This is a genomic window from Ilyobacter polytropus DSM 2926, from assembly GCF_000165505.1.
Classification (GTDB): Bacteria; Fusobacteriota; Fusobacteriia; order Fusobacteriales; family Fusobacteriaceae; genus Ilyobacter; species Ilyobacter polytropus.
Genome location: NC_014632.1, coordinates 143173 through 167517, shown reverse-complemented (window position 1 = coordinate 167517; position 24345 = coordinate 143173). Strand labels below are relative to the sequence as shown.

The window sequence follows — 24345 nt, the reverse complement described above, 5'->3', positions numbered from 1 at the left end:
AATTCTTAATACGGAGATTTTGCCAAAAATCTTCCTATTAAAAATTATTAAATAAGTTGAATAAGGGAAATCCCTAGGATTCCCCTTATTCTTTACAGTTACAAATTAAATTCTTTCATTGATTGTTCTAGATATAACGTCAAGCTGCTGCTCTTTGTTAAGTTTTGTGAAGTTAACTGCATAACCAGAAACTCTGATTGTAAGTTGTGGATATTTCTCAGGATGTGCCATTGCATCTTCTAGAAGTGCCTTGTCAAATACGTTTACATTTAGGTGATGTCCACCAGCTGGTTCAAAGTATCCATCCATTAAGTTCACAAGGTTGTTGCATCTGTCCTCTTTTTCTTTTCCAAGAGTTGCAGGTGTGATTGCAAATGTATAAGAGATTCCATCATTTGCATGCTCAAACGGAAGCTTGGCTACTGAAGTAAGGGCTGCTATAGCTCCTTTTTTATCTCTTCCGTTCATTGGGTTTGCTCCTGGTGCAAATGGTGCTCCAGATTTTCTTCCGCAAGGAGTCGCTCCTGTTTTCTTACCATATACAACGTTTGAAGTTATAGTTAGGATAGACTGAGTAGGTCTAGCTCCTCTATACATTTGATGAGTTCTTATCATGTCCATGAATTTTTTAGTAATTGAAACAGCAAATTGGTCAGTTTCGTCATGGTTGTTTCCAAATGCCTCGTAGTCTCCTTCGATTTCGAAGTCTACTGCCATTCCAGCCTCATCTCTTATTACTTTTACTTTTGCATTTTTGATAGCTGCAAGTGAGTCTGCCACAATTGAAACTCCTGCTATCCCGTGAGCCTGAGTTCTTTCGATCTCAAGGTCATGTAGAGCCATTTCAAATGTTTCATAAGCATATTTATCGTGCATGTAGTGGATGATGTTTAGAGCTCTTACATATACTCCTGCAAGCCACTTAAGTACCTCTTCATATCTTTCCATTACTACGTCAAAGTCAAGGTATTCAGAAGTTATAGGTGCAAGGTGAGGTGCAACCTGCTTTCCTGATTTCTCATCTTTACCGCCATTTATAGCGTAAAGAAGTGCTTTAGGAAGATTTACTCTCGCTCCGAAGAACTGCATCCCTTTTCCGACTTTCATAGGAGATACACAACAAGCGATAGCATAGTCGTCTCCGAATTGAGGTCTCATAAGGTCGTCATTTTCATATTGAAGTGCTGATGTATCAATAGATACTTTTGCACAGAATTTTTTCCAGTTTTCTGGAGATTTTCTAGACCAAAGTACTGTTAAGTTTGGCTCAGGTGCTGGTCCTAGGTTGTATAGTGTATTTAGGTATCTGAATGAAGTTTTACTTACTAGAGTTCTTCCGTCTGTACCTTCTCCTCCAAGAACCTCAGTAGTCCACACTGGATCTCCTGAGAATAACTCATTGTATGCAGGCGGTCTCAAGAATCTTACGATTCTAAGCTTCATGATGAACTGATCTATAAACTCTTGAGCTTCTTCTTCAGTTATTTTTCCGTTTTCTAAGTCTCTGTTGATGTATATATCCAAGAATGTTGCTGTTCTTCCCAGTGACATTGCTGCTCCATCCTGGTCCTTTACTGCCCCAAGGTATGCGAAGTATACAAACTGTATAGCTTCTTGAGCTGTTTCAGCTGGCTTTGATATGTCAAACCCATAAGATGCACACATTTTTCCAAATGCTTGAAGAGCTCTTACTTGCTCGGAAACTTCTTCTCTTCTTCTTATGATATCGTCTGTCATTGTATCTACATCTAGAAGATCAAGTTGAGATTTCTTATCTTCAATAAGTTTATCTAACCCGTAAATAGCTATTCTTCTGTAATCTCCGATGATTCTTCCTCTTCCGTAAGCATCAGGAAGTCCAGTTACTAGACCGTTACTTCTAGCTGCTTTGATTTCAGGAGTGTATACATCAAATACACCTTGGTTATGGTGCTTTCTGTATTTAGTAAAGATCTCTTTTGTAAAGGCATCAAGCTCATACCCGTATGCGTCAAGAGCCTGCTCTACTAATCTTACTCCACCTTTAGGAAATATTCCTCTTTTTAGAGGGGCATCAGTCTGCACTCCTACGATCTTTTCAAGATCTTTGTCAATATACCCAGGTCCGTATGCATCTAATGCAGAAGGAACTTTCGTCTCAGCATCATAGACACCTTTTTCCTGCTCTACCTTAAACATCTCTGAAAGCTTGTTCCATAGTTTTTTAGTAGCATCAGTTGGCTCAACTAAGAAGCTCTCGTCCCCAGTGTATGGAGTATAGTTGTTTTGGATAAAATCCCTTACGTTGATCTCTTTTTTCCAGAGATCTCCTTTAAACCCTTGCCATTGTTCAAACATATTGAGTTCCTCCTAGATTTTTATATAGTTATAATTACATTTTTTAACGATATTTAACGACACTTTACGCTTCCTCCTTAAAGTGAAGTGAAATTTTACACTTTAGAGAAATTATTAACATTTTTGGAATGATCGGAATAAGTATATCACAAGTATTAAACTATGTCAAACATTATTACAGTGTACTATTTAAAAACACCCCATCTAATTGTTCATTATTTTATTATCTTAATAGTGTTTTTTTGTGTAAAAAATAAAATTATAATTAATGAAAAATACTTATTTTGTTAACCTATACTTCTTATTCCTGTTTGAAATTCTTATTTTTTTGTAATTGTTACACTTTATTGGAGGATAACATACAGTGAAAAATTTTTCAAGTTTTTTTATCAAATTACTAAAGAATATCAAAACTTGTGTTTTTACGGTATGTTCTTTTGTTTTCAAGAACATATTAATACACTATTTTTTATTTTTCGGTAACTTATGTAACCTTGGCATAAAAAAAGGAGAACTAAAATTTCTCAAAGTTCTCCACAACTATATCCCTTACTATTTTGTCTAGCTTCTTTATCTCAGCAGTCTCCATATCCTTTACATATATAGGTTTTGAAATTATAAGTTTTACATTTTTACCCATTTTTGTTTTTACACTGCCTCTTTTTTGAATCTCATATGTACCCTTTATTGTCACAGGCACTATTATTCCTTTTGTCTCGGTTGCCAGCCTAAAGCTGCCTTTTTTAAATTCCCCTATTTCTCCAGTTTGAGATCTTTCTCCCTCAGGGAAAATGGCTATTGGATAACCGGCTTTTATAATCTCTACAGCCTTTTTTATACTTTTTATTCCCTCTCTCGGATTACTTCTGTCTAGAAATACACAGTGAGATTTTTTCATCCATACTCCGAAGAAAGGCCATTTCTCCATTTCTTTTTTGGCTACATATCCTACAACAAAAGGAAATCCTGCTAACAGTACCGGAATATCCATGTTACTCTGATGGTTTCCTACCACCACTATTCCGTCATCTGCTTTGAGATTTTCTATTGCTTCTTTATCTTCGTATATAACCTCAAGTTTAGCCCCTATAGATCCCAGAACCCAGGTTCCAAACTTTTTAAATTCTCTCCTTGCAAGCCGCGCTGATTTTTCTTCCCCTGAAAACACTATTATAGGAAGATAAAATAGTGTCATATAAATGAAAAAACTAAGCCCCGACACAAGAGCAAGTACCAACCCCAACATAAAACCACTCCCGATTAAAATATTACTCTTGTAATATTATCACAAAATACTATTTTTATAAAGTTATTCTTCATCCTCATTGTTTAGAGCTCTTTTTATATTTTCATAATCAAAGCCCTTTCTCAAAAGGTAGTTTATTTTCTTATCATAGGGCTTTCCACTTATTTTATGCAAAAGCCTTTTTATCTTAGGAACCTCTTTGTTACCCTCTTCTTCAAATGCTTCTCTTATAATTTCAGAATTTATTCCCCTTAACCTTAAATCATATTCTATTTTTTTTCTTCCTTCTTTGCTTTTTTCAATAAAGGATTTTGCATAGGAATAGTCGTCTATATAACCTTTTTCCTCTATCACCGAAATTACTATTTTTATTATCTCTTTTTCCCGGAATTTCATTCGGAGTTTTTTCTCTAACTCCTTAGAAGTATGATCTCTTCTAGATAATAAATAGTAGGACTTTGAAAGGGCAGCCAGATAGACTACCCTTTTATATTCCTCTATACTCAGTTCTTCTTTTCCAGAGAGCTTCATCTCATAAATTATATCAGGACTTACATCTATTATTTCATTGTCCTCTAAATATAATTTATTTCTCTTTAGATTCAGTATCTTCATTTTCTGCCTTTTCACTTACTTCAGCCTCGGGAAAAAGAATTTTGTTTAAATCACTCTCTATCTGTCCTAGAAGATCTTTTTCCTCTTCCAGTCTCAATTTTACATTTTCTTTACCCTGTCCTAGCCTTATATCACCATAACTAAACCATGCTCCTGATTTTGAAACTATATCATTGTCTATAGCCATATCCAATATCTCTCCGGCTCTTGAGATACCCTTTCCATACATGATCTGAAATTTAGCCTCTTTAAAAGGAGGAGCTATCTTATTCTTTGTTATCTTGATTGAGGTCTCATTTCCTATTACATTATCCCCCTGCTTCACACTACCTATTCTTTTTATCTCCATTCTTACAGATGAGTAAAATTTAAGTGCTCTTCCACCTGTAGTTGTTGTCTGAGGTCCAAATCCGAATCCTCCGATTTTTTCTCTTATTTGGTTTATGAATATCATTGTTGTCTTTGATTTATTTAGACTTCCTGTAAGTTTTCTCAAAGCCTTAGACATAAGTCTGGCCTGAAGACCCATCTGCTGATCTCCCATCTCTCCCTCTATCTCTGATTTTGGTACAAGGGCAGCCACAGAGTCTACTACTATTACGTCTACAGCTCCGGATCTTACTAGCATATCCCCGATTTCCAAAGCCTGTTCTCCGTTGTCAGGCTGTGATATAAGTAGCTCATCTACGTCTACTCCTAGAGCCCTTGCATAAGCCGGATCCAAAGCATGTTCTGCATCTATAAATGCTGCTATACCACCTTTTTTTTGTGCTTCTGCTACTATATGAAGTGCTACAGTTGTCTTTCCGCAGCTCTCTGCACCGTATATCTCAACCACTCTTCCTCTAGGTACGCCACCTAGTCCAAGAGCCATATCTATACCTATACTTCCTGTTGATATTGTCTCTACGTTCATGTGAGTATTGGCCCCGAGTTTCATTATTGAGCCTTCTCCAAAATCCTTTTGAATCTGTTTCATCGCAACTTCTAGTGCCTTATCTTTGTCAGCTATCTCTTTTTTTGCCTTCGCCATTCTATCCCCCTCTTTTGATTCAATATTTATTTTCCTATACTTTTTACATCTTAATCAGATTATAGCAGATAAGCTACTCCCTTCTAAATCCAACTATAGCTAATTACATGAAATTAACTTTGTCTTTCACATTGAATTTAAGCATTTGATTCGTTATTTTTCTTTTTTCGTCCTTTTTTAAGTTTTTTCAAAAATAAATAATTCCAGATATTAATATTTAAAAAAATTAAATTTTCTCACAAAGTATTTATATTCTTCAAAGTTAATTTTCCTTTTTAATCAGATTTTGTATAATCAAATAATCATTGGAAACAAAGTTTTAAAAAAAAATGGACGGTTAGCACCATCCCATATTTTTTTCTATTATTTTCAATACATCTTCAGCTTTTAGATTTTTCATGCAGTTAAAGTGTTTCTTTGGACAGATTTTATCACCGTGTAAGCTGCATGGAGAACAAGGTTCATCTCTGTATACCAGTACCCCGTACTGATCATACTCAAACATCTTTGGATCAGTAGGCCCAAAGATTACAAAGGCTTTTTTCTTTACCCCTCTCGAGATATGAAATGGCCCTGAATCATTTGTAACAAGAAAATCAGACTCTGACAAAAGGGCACCACTTTCTTTTAAAGAAAGCTTTCCAGCCAGATTAACACAGCTTTCATGACTTATAGAATTTATCTCTTCACATATTTCTTTGTCACCAGCTCCACCGATAAGTGCTATTTTTTTACCATATTTTTCCCTCAGCAGTCTTGCTAGATTTCCAAAGCCCTCTGTAGTCCATTTTTTTGTATTTTTAGATGCACCAGGAGCAAAAACCACAAAATCTTTATATTCTGAAACTGCTTTTATATCTTTTTCAGAAAAGGTGAAATTTAAATCTTCTCCCTTATATTCTACCCCCAGCTTTTTCAATGCTCCAAAATAATTTTTTACAATGGTATCGTCTGCACTGTATTTTATTAACCTCGCCTTTACAAGAAGGGTCTTCCAGAGAGCTCTTTTCCTGTATCTCAAGGTTTTAGTCCCTATAAAAATAGAGATAGCAACAGACCTCAGTTTAGAATGGAGATCAAATACATAATCATACCCATTATCCTTTATGCTGTCAGAAAATTTCTTAAGCCCTTTTATCCCTCTGTGCTCTTTTTTGTTAAAAATAATAAGGTTGTCCACATAGGGACACCCTTCTATAGAATCTTTAAATTTATCCAGTACCATAAAATCAACCACTGCGTCTGGATATTTTTTCTTAAACTCCTTTAATACAGGAGTGGTAAGGATTATATCCCCTATAGAACTGAGTCTTATTACCAATACCCTCAACGTTTTCTCCTCTTTTGCTCATTTTGTCAATTCTTTGCCTTTTAATTTTTTTCTGGTTCTTCCCCACCAGTGAAGATAGCTATTTAAAAGTTTCGCTCCTCTATAGTATAGATCATCTTTTCTGTATATATCTATTTTTTTAGGACAGCTCTCCTCTAAATATATAAATTCATACCTGCTCCCGAACTTTCCAAATATATTCTTTTGAAGCTTACAGTCTATTAGGTATATTTCTTCATTAGAAACCATAAAATTCACAAGTTGTGAATCTCCGTGAAGGTAGCCTGCATTATGGATTTTATTAAGCTCTTCTCCTATCTCTTTCAGATGCTGAAAATTTCCTTCCTGTCCCTCTATAAAATTTGATACAAAACACGACTCTTTGACAAAAGGCCCTATTTTTTTATCTATTACTAAAACAGGTTTTGCACCCAAAAATCCCTCAGACAGAATTTTCAAACAATTTTCATACTCTCTTTTAGACGAACTTCCACGAAATGCAGATAAAAACCGTTGCCATCGTCTTCTGTTTTTCTCAAGGGGGATTTTAAGAACAAGTTTTTCCTGCTCATACTCTATAAGCTTTACCCTGCTCCTCTGATCATTTTTCAAGACTTTGATCACCTTGTAGTCTCCCTGGAGAATCACTTCTGCAAGTCCTCTATATTTATCATCTTGAAGATATATGCTTACCTTGCCTTTTTTTATTTTATCCATAAGTTATTAACCACTTTTCCATAAAATATTTTATAAATTTCACACTCTATTTTATCACTTTTATATATTTTTTTCAATTAAACCTCTCTTTCATTAAGTTTTAAAAACTCCAAACTTTTAGAAGAGAAAATAAATTATTAAAGCTGATATTTGAAATAAGTAAATTTAAAGTATTGAATTTCTCCAAAAACCTGTGTTACTTTCTTTGCTTGCCCAAAGAAAGTAACCAAAGAAAAGGCACCCCAATTAAAACTAATGAAACTTGTAAAAATAAATTTTACAAGAACTAGAAAATATATTCGTTCCACTCATTATTTTCTAAGTCAAATCACTTCTGAACTAACTTTCTATTGAAATATAGTCGGTAAACCTCCTTATTTCAATGAAAGTGGATTTCACAAGATGATTTCTTAACGGCATTTTTTAAAGGGGAAAGTAGTTTAAAAATTAAAATATTTTTATTTTCACTCTGTGAAACTCTCTCTTTTTCTCTGTGCCCTCTGTGGTCAAAAGGTTTTATCCTTATTCGTGTTAATTTTTTTGAATTTTATAGGTTTTCATTCGTGACAAAATCCTTTGACTCTAATATTCTTATAAATTCAGTAATTTGTTCAAAAAATTCTGACTTAAAATACCACTCTCATTACAAAACTAACCCCTATATTCCCGAAACTCTCTCCAAGGACACCGTACTCACTTCCAGTTTTCCCATCTGCATAAAAAGGCATGAGATTTATATCTATATGGTCAGTATAGAGGTAGCTTATTGTAGTACCTAGAAGATAACTAGAATCCTCGGTATTTATATAGCAGTATCCTGTCACAGATATTTTTTCTGAATATTCATAGGTAATAGACGGCATAAGGTAGCTTTTTCCTTCAGGGAATCCTGCCAATATCCTGCTGACATTATAATTTCCTTTCTTGTCTTCACCAAGACCGTAATAAAGATATTCAAACATCACTCGGTATTTCTCACCAAAATAATTATCAATTCCTATTATATAAACTAGATCCCTTTTATCCAAATAATAGGCCGCCTCTATCCAAACACCATAATTTAAGTCAGGTATGCTAGTACTAATATCTCCCCCTATAATATCATCTTTCTCCTCTTCTCCCCAAACTGCACTTCTATTCCCCTTGTGTATATAAACTGCGTCTAAATCATATTCTGAGAAGCTGGTTTTATACTTTATTCCGTAATCCTCATCTTTCTCAGAATCATCTTTTATGGCATATATCCCCTGGATAGAACTGTTTTCTGTGTAATAGGTGCCTATAATGCTGTCTCTTCCGTTTTTTACATAAGTAGGATCATAGGCACTTCCCACTGGGATATCATTAAATATATCTGTTGGATTTAGATTGTAACCAGAGCCCCAGCCTATTCTGTTGCGTCCTATTTCAAAATCCATATTATTTTTCATAATTTTAATCTGACCGGCGTCCACCCTGTCTGTTCCGTCTCCAAATACATACTCAATAAAAAACGAATAATTTTCATTGGAATTGTCCTTTAGTGTCACCCTGCCTAGTGCCTCATCATCAAAATCTATTTTTTCAGTATCAAATCCCTGATATTTTAATTCTGTAACCAATTCCATAGAAAACACAGTATATGTGATACTTAAAAAAATAAGGACAAATCCAAATACCTTCATTTTTATCACCTCTTATTTTTTTAAGTTTTTCTCGGAAAATTTGGAGTCCTCAATAAAAAAATCAAAATCCAGGCTTTTTTCCTCTGTTTCTATATAAGTCACCTTACCACTTATGAGATCTGTCATAGTCAATTTCAAAGGAACCCATCTTTTTTTTACCAGCTTCACATCCTGAGTGGTCATAAACTTATATTTTATTTCATTATCGTCATAATACTCTAGACTTTCCTCTATATAATTATCTTTTCTCACTTTTGCCAATATATATTTATAACTTCTATCCTTATCCACAGGATAGACTTTCAGCATATAATAATTCTCTGTTTCTTCTATTATTTCCCCTGTAAAATCATCCACATAATCTATGTTGAGGTCGTCATAGCTAAAACTAGATCCCATCATACTTCCTTTTTTTGCGTTTTTTGATAAGAGCCTCACCCTGTTGCTTCTCTTGTTGTAGTACCATATATTTTCATCTTTTATAAGAATTGCAGTATCTTCTATTCTAGGTGGAAAAGTAAATCTCATGAGCTGGAGGTCTTCCTGAGATTTTTTATGATAGCCTTCAAATCCCAATGTTATTTTTTTACCCTTATTTTCTATAACCATAAGATACTCACCCTTTGAAGTTGTATAGTTTTGAGCATCCTCCATTTTTTTTAGTATCTCCGAGGCATCTTTCGAAAAAGCACATATATTAATCAGCATAAAAAAAATCACCGATATTTTTTTCATAATTTATCACCTTCCGATTTTTTTTCTATTCGGTCTAATATGGAGATAAGACTCACAAGTAAGCTCATAGTTAGAAGATAAGCAAACAGAACCCCTATAGTTAGAAGTATCCCAAAATGAACAAAGCCCCTATACCTTGCTAACATCAAAGTCCCGAAAGCTGCTACTGTTGTAATTGTTGTTAAAGTTACAGACTTTCCAGTGCTTTTTAGTGCCACAAATAAATTTTTATCCACAAGGTATCTGTGTATAATATGAACTCCGTCGTCCACCCCTATACCTATTATCAGCGGTATCCCTATTATGTTGACCATGTCAAATTTAAATCCTGTCCAACCCATTATCCCTAGAGTTCCAAACACCGAAAAAGTCATTGGAAGAATGGCAGCAGTGGCATATTTCAGACTTCTAAAGTCTGCTACCAACACAAAATATATGGCTGCCAAAGTCAGAATAAGAATTTTTCTTCCCTCTGTTGCAGATATCTCTATTACCTTGAGAAATATTTTGACACTCCCAGTTGTATTTTCACCTAAGGTATCTATCTCCTTCATGTATATTTTCTGAAAATCAGATTTCCATATGTCTTCCTTTGGATAAAAGGTGCTTATATATGTTTTGTTTTTTCCTACAAACTCATCTTTTATTTTATCTGGAAGATCTTTCAGATTTATTATTTTTTCAGTATTACTTTTTCTTATTATACTCTGCAACTCCCCTATAAATATTTTCTGAGATTCTTCAAGGTTTTTCTTGTAGATATCCATGTTTTCAGCTAGTTCACTTATAATCCCCTCCTCTAATATTTTGTCACACTTTTGTCTTATATCTTCCTCTCCTCCGATATAAGACAAGTCCCCTAACTCTATAAGGTTATTTTCAAGTCTCACAAGCTCTTCTGTCAGTTCTTCTGCATAGATTTCATTTTCTGGAACTATGCCGGTTTTTTCTTTTATTTTCTTTCCGGCTTCTATTCTTTTTATCTGCTTTTCTTCAGATGGAAGATACGATACAACTGAAGATATCACTCCTATACTTTTCAGTTTGTCTGCCTTGTCATAAATCTTTTGTGCTTTTTCTAAATTTTCAGACACAATGATAGTGCTGTCAGAACTAAAATCAAATTTATCTATAATTTCCCTGTTCAAGGCCACACTCTGAAGATTTTTAGGTTCTATTTTCAACATATCATTTTCAAATTCCACCTTGCCTGCCTTTGATCCTATTACTATTAGTATAAGAATAATTATGATGAAAGAACTTTTTTTTCTACCTATGAGAAAGTATTGACTTTTTTCTAGTAACTGGCTGTTCTTAGGTTTTTTTATACCTGTTTTTCTGCCAAAAATTATGAGTAAAGATGGAAGTAAAAAAACCGACGATATCAGCGTGCATATTATCCCCAGTCCCAGAACCAGTCCAAACTCTCGAAACCCTGGAAAATCACTAAACACAAACATAAAAAAACCTACAGCTGTGGTTCCTGCTCCTGTGGTCACTCCTCTCATCACCTTAGAATAAATGGCAGATACAGAATTTTCTATATTCATTCCTTTGTTTCTCTCTTGTAGAAATACCGATATTATATGTATAGAATAATCTATTCCCAAGCCTATCAATATGGCTCCCATCATGGCAGTCATCATATTGAGTGTTCCTATGATGAGATAAGTCAGCCCCATTGTCCAGATGATTCCAGTGATAAGAGGTACAAGAGCCAGCAGAGAATATCTTATTATTTTAAAGCTAAAAATAAATATTCCAAGAACCAGCATCAAAGATAAAAGACTAGAAATTTCCATGTCTCTCTGTGATATCACCATTTCATCTCTTGATAGCACCTGAAGACCTGTCATTTCAATTTCTACATTGTATTTTTTAGACTCTTTCTGAAAATATTCTTCCAGGGAATTCACAGTTTTTATGACATTTTCAAAATCATCTATACTCACTGCGGACTTCACCACCAGTAAACCCATACTTTTATCTGGAGATACAATATATCTTTCACCTCTCACAAATCTTTTTCCATCTTCCGGACTTATTTTGTTTTTCTTTATTTTTAAAATTATCTCTTCTAAAAAATTCAGAAAATTTAAGATTTTTATCCTGTCTTTATCTATTTTCCCACTTTGAGATTCCTGAATATATTCCTTTTCAAACCCCTCATTTACTCCGTAAAAAAAATCTTTGAGATTAGCTGCAGTCAGAGCATCTTCTCTATTTTTCAAATCTTTCTCTTTCATCAGAAGAAAAATGTTTTTTTCCATAAAATTTACCTGATTTTCATAGCTTACTGTTTTGACTCCATCTATCTTTTCTATATCTCTGGCACCTTTTTCTAAAAAGTTTTTTATATCTTCCTCTCGGCCTTTTACTGCTACAACTATAGAATCTAACGTATCAAAGTTCTTCATGGCATTTTTATATGATATGACAGTTTTTTCGGTCTTTGGAAGAAGATCTGTAAACTGCATATTCATCTGAAGTTGGCTCATAAAAAACAGCATAATAAAAGTGACTGCTAAAGAAACAGACAAAATTATCTTATGAAATTTCTGAACAAATTTTCCTATTTTTACCAACACAAAACCACTCCTAAAATTTACAATTTTACTCTTATAAGATATAGAAACAACTTCAAAAAAATAAAAAAATTTTAAAAAAACTTTATCGTCAATTAACTTTACTCTGAATTCAGTTCTTACCTTAATATTTGCTGTTATCTAACTTATCCTTTTGTTCTGATAAGACAGTTTATAACTATTTAGAATTTTAAAGAATTACAATCAATCTTTAAATTGATCATTGTTATATATTAAATTTAAGTGTATGATGTTGATAAATATCGCTTATTGTTGAAAGATATACATCATCAAATACAATAATTTTTTTGGAGGGATCGAATGGAACTCAAAGAACTCAATTACGTCACCGAGATAAATGAATGCGGAAGTATCTCAAAAGCCGCTAAAAAACTTTCTATGGCCCAGTCCTCTCTCAGCCATTTTTTAAAAAATTACGAAAAGCAAATAGGATACGAAATATTTATTCGGTCCAATGGTGGACTCAGACCAACCTATGAGGGGGAACTATACTTAAAGGCAGCTGATTCTATTTTAAACATAAAGAAAAAACTTTCAAACGAAATAGCCGATGTATCTAACCTTAAAAGAGGTAAGGTAATATTTTCAATTTCCTCACCTAAGGCCCCTTATTTATTACCTCAGGTGCTTCCAAAGTTTAAAGAAAAATATGAAAATATAGATGTGGAGATTATAGAGGCTGATATAGCATACCAGGAATCTCTTTTATTACATGAAAAAGTAGACGTCGCCCTGGTAAGTTTGCCTTTGGCAAACAGTAAATTAAAATATGACCTGATATTCAAAGAAGAGGTTCTGCTGTGTGCCCATAAATCATTCGGGTTAAATAAAATAGCTAAAACTGCCGGAAAAACCGGAAAACCTTGGATCGATCTAGATGAAGTAAAAGATTTGCCATTTTTGACCTTTAATGTTTCAAGTCTAATAATGAGTGAATTTTTTGACAAGGTTAAAAAAGAATATAGAGAAAACTTAAGAATAAGCAATACTAAAAACAGTTTTAATACCGTCTTAAGCCTAGTCAAGGTCGGTGTTGGAACAACACTTATGCCCGAACTGTATACCTATAAAAATAAGGACTTAGAGTATTATTCAATCGGTCCAGAAGGACTTTATCGTTCTTTGGCTTTGGCTTATCCAGCGTCAGGCTATGTCTCCAAAGCAACAAAGATATTCTCTAAAATAATCATGACTTCAATGAGAGAAGAAAACATTGAATCTAGAAATAATTATGAGAAATAAAAAATTCACCTTCACAGAAATTAAAAAGGAATTAGGCTTAAAAGTATATCTTTGTAACCCATATTCGCCATGGGAAAAAGTGAATTGGTGCGTTTGACATGACACACCACCAAATAAAAGATTAAACCAAAACTTATTAAGAGAAGATATAAAAAATAATTTATCCAGAAAAAAGACTATCGAAAAAATTGATAGTCTTTTTTTTATTTAACATAATTTACTGTTTCCATTCAGATTAAAGTAGTAAATTTATAAGATTTTTTCAAATTACAAATTTAGTTATTTATTAATTCTTTTTTTAATCACTCAGAATTCCTAGTTATCACTATCTTTTTTAAAAAATTATCCAACCCATCGAAAAAAACGATGCAATTTTTATTGACATATCGAAAATTTCGTTGTAATAATTAAATAGAAATAGATTTACGTAATGATTTTTAATCACATGTAAATAAAAAGAACATTAAAACCACAAAAGATACACAGGAGGTTATTTAAATGAAAACTATTATTACCGTAGCAACAACTGGAGCATGGCCAACAAAAAAAGATAATCCAAATGTTCCCTTAACTCCACAGGAGATAGCAAACGATGTATATGATTGCTATAAAGCAGGTGCAGCAGTAGCTCATTTACATATGCGTGATGAAGAGGGTAAAGGAACAATGGACAAAGAAAAATTTAAAGAAACTGCAGCACTCATAAAAGAAAAATGCGACATAATAATAAACATGACTACATCTGGAGACCTAAATGCCACAGATGAAACAAGACAGGCACACCTTAAAGAACTAAGACCTGACATGGCATCTTATGACTGTGGTAGTATGAACTGGGGTCATTCAGGATTATTTATCAACTCTCCTCAATTTTTAGAGGAATTGGGAACTACTATGCAGGAGTGTAATGTAAAGCCTGAAATAGAAATATTTGATGCCGGTATGGTATACAACTCATTATATTATCTTAAAAAAGGAATTTTAAAAGCTCCCATCCACTATCAATTTGTATTAGGAGCAGCAGGAGGAAGTACTGCTACTGTAGAAAACTTAGTCTACCTAAAAAGCCTAATACCTGAAGGGTCTACATGGTCGGCATTAGGTATAGGTAAAGGTCATCTTCCTATATTATTGACTTCTCTTGCTATGGGTGGCCACGTTAGAGTAGGATTAGAAGACAATGTTATGTATTCAAAAAACGAGCTGGCAAAATCTAACAGACAACTTGTAGAAAGAGCAGCCAGAATAGTAGAAGAATTTGGAAATAAAGTAGCTACACCTGATGAGGCCAGAGAGATACTGGGTCTAAAGAAGGAGGCATAATGAAAAATATAACTGTAGTTGGGGCAGGTACTATGGGACATGGTATAGCTGAAGCCTTTGCCATTCATGGATATAACGTAAATTTATTTGATTTGTCTGCAGAAGCACTTACGAAGGCCATAGCAGCAATCAGAGAAGAGCTTTTGATTCTTGCCAGCGAAAAAGTAATAAAATCAGATGAAATAGATGAAATAATCGGCAGAATAACTCTATGTGAAGACCTAGAATCGGCAGCAAAAGAGGCAGACTATATCATAGAGTCTGTTTTAGAAAGACTGGATATAAAAAAGGAACTTTTCAAGAAACTTGATAAATTAGCTCCTGCTGAAGCCATATTTGCTTCAAACACTTCTAGTCTTAAACTTTCAGATATGGTCTCTGAGGCATCAGAAAAGAGAAAGAAAAACTGCATAATAAATCACTGGTACAACCCTCCACATATCATGCCCATTGCCGAGCTCACATTCTTTGGCGACACCTCACAAGAGACCTATGATAAAGTGGAAAAACTTTACAAATCAATAGGCAAACAGATAGTCAAGGTACTCAAAGAAGTCGATGGTTTAGTTGCCAACAGAATACAGCAGGCAGTGGCAAGAGAGGTATTTTCACTAATAGAGATGGAAGTAGCAGAGCCTGCCGATATAGACAGAGCATTAAAATTTGGTCCTGCATTTAGATACTGCAGTACTGGGCAGTTGGAGATAGCAGATTTCGGAGGACTTGATATCTGGAAAATAGTAGGGGACAACCTCCTAGCCGTAATGGATAATACACAAAAGGCTAATCCATTGCTAGAAAAGAAGGTGGAAGAAGGAAAGCTTGGACTTAAATCTGGAGAAGGTTTTTATAAATACGAAGGTACTGAGGCAGCCAAGACAGCTAAAGAAGCTTACACCATAAAATTATTAAAGCAACTAAAAGTCTCTAAAGATTATATTTAAGAAGATCCCTAAAAAATATGTAACTTGAATAAATTCATGATGGTAAATTGGGAATTGGGTCATCGTAAAAATTTTAAAGAATGATATAAGGGGGGATAAAATGTCTAATAACACTCAAGAAATATCGCTAAGCAGTGATAAGGGTTCATTTCTCTGGAGATTTTCCAAAAAATTTCAATTTGCAGCAGATAAAGTAATACCTGATTCATTTGTGTTTTGTGTAATATTGACACTTGTAATCTTTGTTTTTGGTATGGTAGCAGGAAGTTCTCCAATTGATTTGATAAATGGTTGGTATGGAAAGATATGGGCCATGAACGGCTTTGCTTTTCAAATGTCTTTAATGGTTATAGTCTGTGGGGCGGCGGCCAAATCTCCACAAATCAGTGCTGGACTGGAAAAAATATCCAAGATTGCCAAAACACGTAATATGGCCATTGTTATGCTTTTAATATTTGGACTGGCTTCATCAGTTATAAACTGGTCATTCTCACTAATCCTTACACCAATATTTGCAAGACAACTGTCTAAAAATGTAAAGGGTTTACATTTCCCGCTGCTTATAGCAGCAGGATATTCCACTATGTTATTGGGTCAATCATGGTGTCCTAGTGCATCCGCATACGCACTACTAGCCGGTAAGGACCATTTTCTAGTTGATCAGCTAGGAGTTATGCCACAGAGTATGACAACTTATAACCCTATAAATACAATATTATTCTTCATAATTGCCGCAGTTACAATAGGGATAGTTATTTTAACTAAGGCACCAGCTGATGAAGTAGTTAGCTTTGAGGGAGATTTAGATGCAGCAGTAGCTGAAGAAAAAACCGTTGAATCTGAGATGACTCCGGCAGATAAAATGAATAACAATAAATTTATCATGTTTTTATTGGGAATAGCTGGTTTAATTGTTATAGCAACATCTATATTTTCAAAAGGTTTCTTAAATTCTTTAAACTTTAACTTTGTAATATTTATGTTCTTAGTATTAAATGTATTTTTATATAAGACACCTACAAAGTTTACAGGAGCTTTTTCCGATTCAATTAAATCTGCTGCACCTGTAATGATTCAATTTCCATTTTACAGTGGTATAATGGGTCTTATGGCAGTATCAGGCTTAGCTACTATAGTGGCCAATGCAATGATTTCAATTGCTACACCTAATACTATGCCTTTATTTGCATATTTATCAGCATCAGTAGTAAATCTATTTGTACCATCTCAAGGTGGACAGTGGATTATACAAGGTCCGATTTTAGTAGAAGCAGGTAAATCAGTGGGAGCACATATGCCTACAATAGTAAATGCATTTATCTTAGGGGATGAAGCAACTAACCTGATTCAGCCTCTATACGTTATACCAGCATTATCATTAGTTGGAATGAAACTTAAAAGTGTTTGGGGATTCATGGCCTTTATCTGGTTTGTATGGGCAATTGTAACTTCTGTAGGCTTACTTATTTTACCATCAATACTGTAAATCGCTATTTTCCTAATCACAAAAAACAGTTGATAAACACCCTGTGTACATTTCCTGAAACTCAATATGCAGACTCTCTAGAATAGATATTCTAGAGAGTCTTTTTTTGTTGTAGTTAAAATTAAATCATCCTCAAAAAAAGAATAAAATAAAAAATATTTAAATTTCTTAATCATTACTTATAACCTTAGAGATCCTGAGATAAATCAGACAAATTCTTTATACAAATCTATTGAAAAAATCGGATTTTAAAATGAAGAAAATTAAAATTTATGGACATTTCTTTTAATTTTCTTCATAATGTAAAATATAGATGTTTGTATCTTAGGCTTAATTATAATGTTTAATTTTTATAGATAATAAAAAGAAAAAAGGGGGACAATAATGAATACAAGACTTAAACCATATATTCAAATCGTAGAGTTTTTGGGGAAAGTTCTAGGTAAAAATTTTGAAATCATTCTTCATGACTTAGAAAATTTAGACGGCTCTATTATAGCTTCAGCCAACAGTACCAGAAAAATAGGTGATTCTTTTTGGGGACCCATAAGCAGTATAAGTGACAGAATTTCAAATAACCAATTAGATTTTGAACAAGACTACATAATTAACTATGATGGCTTTTCTAAAGCCGGAAAACCCGTTAAATTTTCAACTTTTTTTATAAAGGATGAAAACAATAAAACCATTGGATTACTTGGAATAAATGCAGATTATTCAGATTTAGAGATAATAAAAGAAAAAGTCGATTCACTGTTAAATTTTGATATGATGGGAAAAAGTGAAAATAAAGATTTAGACAGCATCGAAATTATCGCATCAAATATTATAGATAACACTATAAATGAGTTTAAGGATAAGAATCCTGAAATGAGTTTAGATAGAAAATTAAAACTTATAGAGGATTTTAACAGAAAGGGAGTGTTCTTAGTTAAGGGTACTGTCCAAAAAATAGCCAAACTTCTAGATATATCAGAGCCTAGTATCTATAGATACCTAAGTAAAATTAAAGATACAAGTGAATAATCATATAAATACCTCTTCTGAAAAAATTGCAATAAGAGTAAATAACAACTGACAGCGAATAATTATTTTTCGCTGTTTTTTTTTATAAATTATTTTGATAAGTTTTTATTAAGAACCATTTGTACAAAGCAAAATTATTTCAGGCTTTTTATTCCAACATCTTTATTAAAACTGTAATAGTTTATATTTAAATAATATATTTGTAATAATTTAAATAAAGAGTTAAAATCATTATAATAATAAATTATTATCAGCAATTTTATATATTTGGTTTATATTAGTCAGATGTATATTTTTATAATTTAAAGTAAATGACGGTATTTTTACTGAAAAAGGGCAACCCTCTTTTTTATCCTAAAATGTCCAAGTCGCTCTACTTTTATTAGCAGTTTCCTTCATCAAATGAGGGTCAATTTTCTAATGGAGTAGACGACTTTTTTTTATTTAAGCTTATATTTTATAGGGGCTCGTACTTACACAGTGACAGACAGTTTTGAACAATAGAACATTCTTGTTTGTTTTTATAATTATGATTTAGCAAGTAAGTTTACAAGGAGATATAAAATATTCAATTAAACAGAAGAAAGCGTATTAAATATAAAAGTTTGTAGTATATATAAGAATTTTAAGGGAGGGATTTAAAATGAAAAGGATGAAGTTTTTGTCAAAATTTATAATGGGGTTATTGATGTTTGTCAGCGTATTCACTTTCTTTGGTTGTGGTAAGAAAGCCGAAGAAAGCAGCAGTGAAGCTATCAAAATAGCACTGATACTTCCTAGTACTATTGATGATATGGCTTGGAGCCAGGCTATGTATGAAGGTGCAAAAGCAGTCCAAGAAAAACTTGGAGAAGATAAAGTAGAATTAAAATTCAGTGAAAGATTAGGAAATCCTATTGAAGCAGGTGTGGCACTCAGAGAATATGCATCTGAAGACTACGACATAGTCATAGCCCACGGTGCACAGTATGAATCAGTAATAAGCGAAGTTGCAGCTGATTTCCCTGAAGTCTCTTTTGCATATGGTGGCTACGGTGTTAAAGCTGATAACGTATTTGGTTATGATGTTGATGCACATGAAGGGTCATTCCTTTTAGGAATGCTTGCGGGATTGAAAACAAAAACAAATATCATAGGAATCGTCGGACCAGTTGCTGCAGGGGAATCTATTAAATATAACAGTGGTTTCATTCAAGGAGTTAAATATGTTAACCCTGAAGCTGACGTAAGAATCGCTTATACCGGTTCTTTTGGTGATACAGTTGCTGCAGGGGAAATTGCTAGAACTCATGTTAATGCCGGGGCGGATATTTTAACTGGAACTTCCCAGCAGAGTGTTGGTGCTATCAAAGTTGTCAGTCAATATGACGGAATTTACTGGTTTGGAAATAACATCGATCAAACTGTTTTGGCTCCAAATTCAATATTAGCGTGTGAGCTATATATTTTCGAAGGTTTAATCTCTCAATTTGTTGAAAAAAGAGCAGCAGGTGTTAAAGGTGGAGAAGGATTCCATATGACACTAGAAAATAAAATGTTAGATCTCACTTTCAACGATGAATTAAAAGACATTTTCACAGGTGAAGAACTTGAAAAAATTAATGTTGCAATGGATGAAATTAAAACTGGTTCAAGAAAAGTAGAAGCAATAGTAAAGTAAGAAAATAAAACTTATATTTATAGGGGTAGACTCTTTCTACCCCTATAAAATAATATCAGGGAGACTAAAATGGATCATGAAAAATATTTAAGAAGATGTATAGAAATTTCAGAAGAGTCAGTTGCTAGTGGAAATAACCCCTTTGGGGCACTTCTTGTTGATAAAGAGGGAAATATTTTAATAGAATCGGGAAATATCGAAGTAACTGAAAAAGATATTACCGGACATGCTGAAACTACAGTTGCTAAATTGGCAGGAAAAAAATATTCTAAGGAGTTTCTATGGGAAACTACGTTATATACAACGGCAGAGCCTTGCTGTATGTGTACCGGTGCCATTTATTGGGCCAACATAGGAAATGTTGTCTATGGGATTAGTGAAAAAAAACTTTTAGAACTGACAGGAAGTAATGAAAAAAATCCGACTTTTGATGTTCCTTGTAGAGAAATTATTGCAAAGGGACAAAAAAATATCAAAGTAACAGGTCCTATAGCCTCACCTGAACTAGAACAGGCAATTGTTAAACCACATATGGGATTTTGGGATTAATTTTAAATTAACAGGAGGAAACACATGAGAGAAAGTATCAAGCAATTAGAAATGAAAAATATAACCAAAAGATTTCCGGGAGTTTTAGCCTGCGATAATGTCAGCATCGAATTAAAACAAGGTGAAATTCTAGCTTTATTAGGAGAGAATGGTGCAGGAAAAACTACTCTTATGAATATCCTCTATGGACTTTATCACCAAGATGAAGGTGTCGTTCGAATCAATGATAAAGAAGTTAAAATTAATTCTCCAAAAGCTGCATTTAAACTGGGAATTGGTATGGTGCATCAGCATTTCATGCTTGTTCCGAACCTTACCGTTTTGGAAAACATCGCACTTGGAATCAGAAATACAAACACAATCAAGCTAGACTTGGAAGAAATCCGAGAAAAAATAAAAGAGATAACAAATAAATATGATCTTTCTGTTAATCCTGATGCTTTTATTTGGCAACTAAGTGTCGGCGAACAACAAAGAGTCGAACTTGTAAAAACTCTTTGCCTTGGTGCCAATCTACTGATATTAGATGAACCGACTGCTGCACTAACACCACAAGAAACAGATGAACTTCTTATTTTGTTGAGAAAAATGGCCGAAGAAGGATGTTCAATTATATTTATAAGTCATAAACTAAATGAAGTTAAAAGTGTAACTCACAAAGTAGCTGTTCTTAGAAATGGTAAGCTGGTTTATAACGGTGCAACAGACGATCATTCTCAAGAAGAACTAGCTGCTAAAATGGCAGGTCATGATATTCATATTCATGTAAGTGAAGAAAAAGAAAACTTTGGAAAGGCTGTTCTTGAATTAAAAGACGTTTGGGCAAAAGGAGACAGAGGTACCTTTGCACTAAATGGAGTTTCTCTAACTATCAGAGAAGGTGAAATAGTTGGAATAGCAGGTGTTTCTGGAAATGGTCAAAAAGAGCTTGCTGAAGTAATCAACGGAATTAGAAAAGTAAAAAATGGAAACATAATATTTAAAGATGAGGATATCACCAACTTATCAGCAAAGAAAATTATAAAAAAACATATGGGTTATATTCCTGAAGATAGAAATCACGAGGGAATAATTCCTAGTTTTAGTATCAAAGAAAATTTAATCATGAAAGATTATTTCAAAGACAGTTTTTCGAAATTTAGTTTTTTAAACCGTAAGCGAATTATTGGAAATGCTAAAAGACTTGTAGAAAAATTTAACATAAAATGTCCTGACATTGATACTGCATGCGGTACTTTATCAGGAGGGAATATACAGAAAGTAATATTTGCCAGAGAGATAACAAGAGATCCTAAAATGTTAGTTGCAGCTTATCCAATAAGAGGACTTGATATAGGGGCTGCGGAATATGTACACAATCAGCTTCTTGAAGCCAGAGACAGAAATATGGCAATTATGGTTATCTCAGAAGAGTTAGATGAGCTTATAAATATCTGTGACAAAATAGCAGTTATTTATGAGGGTAAAATCTTAGATGTTTTATCCAAAAAAGATGTTACAAAATCAAAACTTGGACTACTAATGGCAGGGGTATCTTCGTAAAAAGATAAATTTTTAATTTAATTTTTACATATTTTAAAACCAAATGAATGGTTTTATATTTTTAGAAAGGCGGCAATATAAAATGGAAAATAAAAATATTAAAAATAAACACTATATCGATACATGCTACAAATTAGGAATAGTTGTGACTGCTATATTTATTGCACTTTTTCTGGGAGGAATTCTATTTTTAATGGCTGGTGCAAATCCATTTGAGGCATATGCAGTAATGTTTACAAAACCTCTTGGAAATAAATTCGGTATAACTGAGATGCTTGTCCGTGCTGCACCACTGATGTTTGTAGGAGTAGGAATATCAGTGGCATTCCGAAGCGGTATCCTGAATATAGGTGGAGAAGGTCAGATAATGATGGGAGCTGCTGCAGGAATAGCTTTCACTCTAATTTTCAAAGACTTACCTAGATCAGTACTTATCCCCTCTGCATTTATTGCCAGCTTTATCGGAGGAGCTCTTTGGGCAGGGATTGCCGGATATATGAAGGCTTATTTGCAGGTAAATGAAATACTGAGTACCGTTATGCTCAACTATATTGCTGCTCAGATTTATGTCTTCTTGATTAGAGGTCCGTTAATTGACCCTAAAGAGATAGCAAGTGGTACAGGTATAGCTCAAACTGAACTTTTGACTAAAACTGCATGGCTTGGAAAACTTATTAAAGGCACAAGGTTGCATACAGGAATTATAATTGCAATAGTCTTATCAGTTTTAATTTATATAATGCTATGGAAAACAACCCTTGGCTATAAATTAAGAGCTGTAGGAGCTGAGGCAAAAGCCGCTAATTATGCAGGGATGAATGTAAAACTTTATCTTGTAATGGCAATTATGATTTCAGGTGGTTTCTGTGGAATGGCAGGAGCAGTTGAAGCCTTGGGAGTACATCATAGAGGATTAGAAGGTTTATCAGCAGGTTACGGATTCAGTGGAATTGTCGTCGCTTTATTCGGAGGACTACATCCACTTGGAATAATTCCAGCATCTGCACTATTTGGACTTCTAATTCTTGGGGCCGATATGATGCAGAGAGCTGTTGAGGTTCCATCGGCAATAGTTCTTGCAATTCAAGGACTTATAATATTGGCTATCGTATCAACAAGAATTTTTTTGACAGATAAGAAAATCAAAGAAAAAATTCTAAAAAAAATTTTCTTTCAAAAGAAAGATAAAATAGAAAACAATACCAAGACAGATACATTGGAAACGGAGGAGGTATAGATGGTCGTTGAATTTATTGTTGGAATTATTTCGGCAGGTATAATGCTGTGTATACCTTATATGATTGCCGGACTAGGAGAGATGTTTGGACAAAAATCAGGAGTTTTCAACCTTGGAGTAGAGGGAATAATGATGGTAGGTGCATTCTTTGCATTCTTTACTGAGCTAAAAACAGGAAGTTCATTTTTAGGGTTTATCATGGCCATGATTGCAGGAGGACTCATGGGAGCTATCTACGCTTACCTTGCGGTAACACTCCGAGTTGTCCAAGGAATCGCAGGTATCGGTCTGCACCTATTTGGATGGGGACTAGCAAGTACGTTTTTTAGAATTTATTTGGGAGCAATAACTACAATAGATGGAGTTCAGGCACTTAATGTCCCTTTTTTAAGTAAGCTCCCTATTCTTGGAGATCTGTTTTTCAAACACAATATTATGGTTTATATAGGATTTGCATTAGTTCCTATTAGCTGGTACGCTCTAAATAAAACGGCCTGGGGACTAAAAGTAAGGGCTGTAGGTACCAAACCACGGGCTGCTGATACTGTCGGTATAAATGTTAACGCAATTAGATATCAGTGTGTTATTCTCGGTGGAATCATGGCCGGACTAGGAGGAGCATATATTACCCTTTGTCAAACACAGATATTCACAGACAATATTACAGCAGGTCGAGGATTTATTGCTGTTGCATTAGTTTATTTCGGTAAATGGAAACCAAAAGGAGTTATGTTTGGTGCATTATTATTTAGTTTAGCTCATGCTTTACAGCGTTCTCTACAGGTTTATGGTATAGATTTTCCTTATGAGCTGGCTGTAATGATTCCTTATGTTTTGGTAATTGTTGTCTTGGCATTTTCATCAAAGTCAAAACATGTAAAGCCTGCTGATCTAGGAATACCATACAATAGAGAGTCAAGATTATAATATATTTCACTGTAGGGACGTATATCGATACGTCCCTTATATTTAAATTTTTATTAACTTTAAACACTTTTTCAAAGGTGAATCAACTTAGAAATATAATCTTTTTCTCTGTTTACAATTAGATCA

General features: G+C 33.8%; 19 protein-coding genes. 10 read left to right on the top strand and 9 right to left on the bottom strand.

Annotated elements, in window-relative coordinates:
• Window positions 1-105: 105 nt before the first annotated feature.
• From pflB to ILYOP_RS00775, 9 genes are all read right to left on the bottom strand, one after another.
• Window positions 106-2337 carry a formate C-acetyltransferase gene (gene pflB, locus ILYOP_RS00815; RefSeq protein ID WP_013386612.1) on the bottom strand — a complete coding sequence of 744 codons (2232 nt, stop codon included), beginning with the start codon at window positions 2335-2337 and terminating at the stop codon, window positions 106-108.
• Window positions 2338-2851: 514 nt separating this feature from the next.
• Complete coding sequence (locus ILYOP_RS00810; protein ID WP_013386611.1) at window positions 2852-3583, bottom strand: lysophospholipid acyltransferase family protein; 732 nt, start codon at window positions 3581-3583, stop codon at window positions 2852-2854.
• A 63-nt stretch (window positions 3584-3646) separates the two neighbouring features.
• The gene (locus tag ILYOP_RS00805) at window positions 3647-4198 is read right to left on the bottom strand and encodes a regulatory protein RecX (protein ID WP_041920975.1); all 552 of its coding nucleotides are present in this window, start codon (window positions 4196-4198) and stop codon (window positions 3647-3649) included.
• Window positions 4170-5231 (bottom strand): recombinase RecA, encoded by a 1062-nt coding sequence (gene recA, locus ILYOP_RS00800; RefSeq protein WP_013386609.1) that lies wholly within the window; start codon window positions 5229-5231, stop codon window positions 4170-4172. Before recA ends, ILYOP_RS00805 begins: the two co-directional genes overlap by 29 nt.
• 337 nt (window positions 5232-5568) lie before the next feature.
• On the bottom strand, window positions 5569-6561 hold the full coding sequence (locus ILYOP_RS00795; RefSeq protein ID WP_013386608.1) for a glycosyltransferase family 9 protein: 993 nt from the start codon (window positions 6559-6561) through the stop codon (window positions 5569-5571).
• Window positions 6562-6579: 18 nt separating this feature from the next.
• Window positions 6580-7278, bottom strand: coding sequence for a lipopolysaccharide core heptose(II) kinase RfaY (locus tag ILYOP_RS00790; protein ID WP_013386607.1), 699 nt, complete (start codon window positions 7276-7278; stop codon window positions 6580-6582).
• A gap of 626 nt (window positions 7279-7904) precedes the next feature.
• Window positions 7905-8942, bottom strand: a complete 1038-nt coding sequence (locus tag ILYOP_RS00785) for a hypothetical protein (RefSeq protein ID WP_013386606.1) — start codon at window positions 8940-8942, stop codon at window positions 7905-7907.
• A 12-nt stretch (window positions 8943-8954) separates the two neighbouring features.
• The gene (locus tag ILYOP_RS00780) at window positions 8955-9677 is read right to left on the bottom strand and encodes an outer membrane lipoprotein-sorting protein (protein ID WP_013386605.1); all 723 of its coding nucleotides are present in this window, start codon (window positions 9675-9677) and stop codon (window positions 8955-8957) included.
• Window positions 9674-12265, bottom strand: coding sequence for an efflux RND transporter permease subunit (locus ILYOP_RS00775; protein WP_013386604.1), 2592 nt, complete (start codon window positions 12263-12265; stop codon window positions 9674-9676). The genes ILYOP_RS00780 and ILYOP_RS00775 overlap by 4 nt, the downstream gene beginning before the upstream one ends.
• Window positions 12266-12583: 318 nt before the next feature.
• Here ILYOP_RS00775 and ILYOP_RS00770 point away from each other — a divergent pair, with 318 nt between their 5' ends.
• The 10 genes from ILYOP_RS00770 (at window position 12584) to ILYOP_RS00725 (ending at window position 24219) form a co-directional block, all read left to right on the top strand.
• A complete protein-coding gene (locus ILYOP_RS00770; RefSeq protein WP_013386603.1) occupies window positions 12584-13525 on the top strand; it encodes a LysR family transcriptional regulator in 942 nt (313 codons plus the stop codon).
• A 498-nt stretch (window positions 13526-14023) separates the two neighbouring features.
• Window positions 14024-14848, top strand: coding sequence for a beta-keto acid cleavage family enzyme (locus ILYOP_RS00765; protein ID WP_013386602.1), 825 nt, complete (start codon window positions 14024-14026; stop codon window positions 14846-14848).
• On the top strand, window positions 14848-15792 hold the full coding sequence (locus ILYOP_RS00760) for a 3-hydroxyacyl-CoA dehydrogenase family protein (RefSeq protein WP_013386601.1): 945 nt from the start codon (window positions 14848-14850) through the stop codon (window positions 15790-15792). The genes ILYOP_RS00765 and ILYOP_RS00760 overlap by 1 nt, the downstream gene beginning before the upstream one ends.
• A 100-nt stretch (window positions 15793-15892) precedes the next feature.
• Window positions 15893-17278, top strand: a complete 1386-nt coding sequence (locus ILYOP_RS00755) for a short-chain fatty acid transporter (RefSeq protein ID WP_013386600.1) — start codon at window positions 15893-15895, stop codon at window positions 17276-17278.
• A 384-nt stretch (window positions 17279-17662) separates the two neighbouring features.
• Window positions 17663-18304, top strand: coding sequence for a helix-turn-helix transcriptional regulator (locus tag ILYOP_RS00750; protein ID WP_013386599.1), 642 nt, complete (start codon window positions 17663-17665; stop codon window positions 18302-18304).
• 652 nt (window positions 18305-18956) lie between these two features.
• Window positions 18957-19964, top strand: a complete 1008-nt coding sequence (locus ILYOP_RS00745) for a BMP family protein (protein ID WP_041921051.1) — start codon at window positions 18957-18959, stop codon at window positions 19962-19964.
• Window positions 19965-20033: 69 nt separating this feature from the next.
• The gene (locus tag ILYOP_RS00740; RefSeq protein ID WP_013386597.1) at window positions 20034-20513 is read left to right on the top strand and encodes a nucleoside deaminase; all 480 of its coding nucleotides are present in this window, start codon (window positions 20034-20036) and stop codon (window positions 20511-20513) included.
• Between the two features lie 24 nt (window positions 20514-20537).
• A complete protein-coding gene (locus ILYOP_RS00735) occupies window positions 20538-22055 on the top strand; it encodes an ABC transporter ATP-binding protein (protein ID WP_013386596.1) in 1518 nt (505 codons plus the stop codon).
• Window positions 22056-22137: 82 nt separating this feature from the next.
• Window positions 22138-23292, top strand: coding sequence for an ABC transporter permease (locus tag ILYOP_RS00730; RefSeq protein ID WP_013386595.1), 1155 nt, complete (start codon window positions 22138-22140; stop codon window positions 23290-23292).
• Window positions 23293-24219, top strand: coding sequence for an ABC transporter permease (locus ILYOP_RS00725; protein WP_013386594.1), 927 nt, complete (start codon window positions 23293-23295; stop codon window positions 24217-24219).
• Window positions 24220-24345 lie beyond the last annotated feature (126 nt).

Bases quoted from the DNA above. Each gene is read 5' to 3' on its own strand.
- pflB (WP_013386612.1), bottom strand. From the start codon at position 2,337: ATGTTTGAACAATGGCAAGGGTTTAAAGGAGATCTCTGGAAAAAAGAG.
- ILYOP_RS00810 (WP_013386611.1), bottom strand. From the start codon at position 3,583: ATGTTGGGGTTGGTACTTGCTCTTGTGTCGGGGCTTAGTTTTTTCATT.
- ILYOP_RS00805 (WP_041920975.1), bottom strand. From the start codon at position 4,198: ATGAAGATACTGAATCTAAAGAGAAATAAATTATATTTAGAGGACAAT.
- recA (WP_013386609.1), bottom strand. From the start codon at position 5,231: ATGGCGAAGGCAAAAAAAGAGATAGCTGACAAAGATAAGGCACTAGAA.
- ILYOP_RS00790 (WP_013386607.1), bottom strand. From the start codon at position 7,278: ATGGATAAAATAAAAAAAGGCAAGGTAAGCATATATCTTCAAGATGAT.
- ILYOP_RS00785 (WP_013386606.1), bottom strand. From the start codon at position 8,942: ATGAAGGTATTTGGATTTGTCCTTATTTTTTTAAGTATCACATATACT.
- ILYOP_RS00780 (WP_013386605.1), bottom strand. From the start codon at position 9,677: ATGAAAAAAATATCGGTGATTTTTTTTATGCTGATTAATATATGTGCT.
- ILYOP_RS00770 (WP_013386603.1), top strand. From the start codon at position 12,584: ATGGAACTCAAAGAACTCAATTACGTCACCGAGATAAATGAATGCGGA.
- ILYOP_RS00765 (WP_013386602.1), top strand. From the start codon at position 14,024: ATGAAAACTATTATTACCGTAGCAACAACTGGAGCATGGCCAACAAAA.
- ILYOP_RS00760 (WP_013386601.1), top strand. From the start codon at position 14,848: ATGAAAAATATAACTGTAGTTGGGGCAGGTACTATGGGACATGGTATA.
- ILYOP_RS00755 (WP_013386600.1), top strand. From the start codon at position 15,893: ATGTCTAATAACACTCAAGAAATATCGCTAAGCAGTGATAAGGGTTCA.
- ILYOP_RS00750 (WP_013386599.1), top strand. From the start codon at position 17,663: ATGAATACAAGACTTAAACCATATATTCAAATCGTAGAGTTTTTGGGG.
- ILYOP_RS00745 (WP_041921051.1), top strand. From the start codon at position 18,957: ATGAAGTTTTTGTCAAAATTTATAATGGGGTTATTGATGTTTGTCAGC.
- ILYOP_RS00740 (WP_013386597.1), top strand. From the start codon at position 20,034: ATGGATCATGAAAAATATTTAAGAAGATGTATAGAAATTTCAGAAGAG.
- ILYOP_RS00735 (WP_013386596.1), top strand. From the start codon at position 20,538: ATGAGAGAAAGTATCAAGCAATTAGAAATGAAAAATATAACCAAAAGA.
- ILYOP_RS00730 (WP_013386595.1), top strand. From the start codon at position 22,138: ATGGAAAATAAAAATATTAAAAATAAACACTATATCGATACATGCTAC.
- ILYOP_RS00725 (WP_013386594.1), top strand. From the start codon at position 23,293: ATGGTCGTTGAATTTATTGTTGGAATTATTTCGGCAGGTATAATGCTG.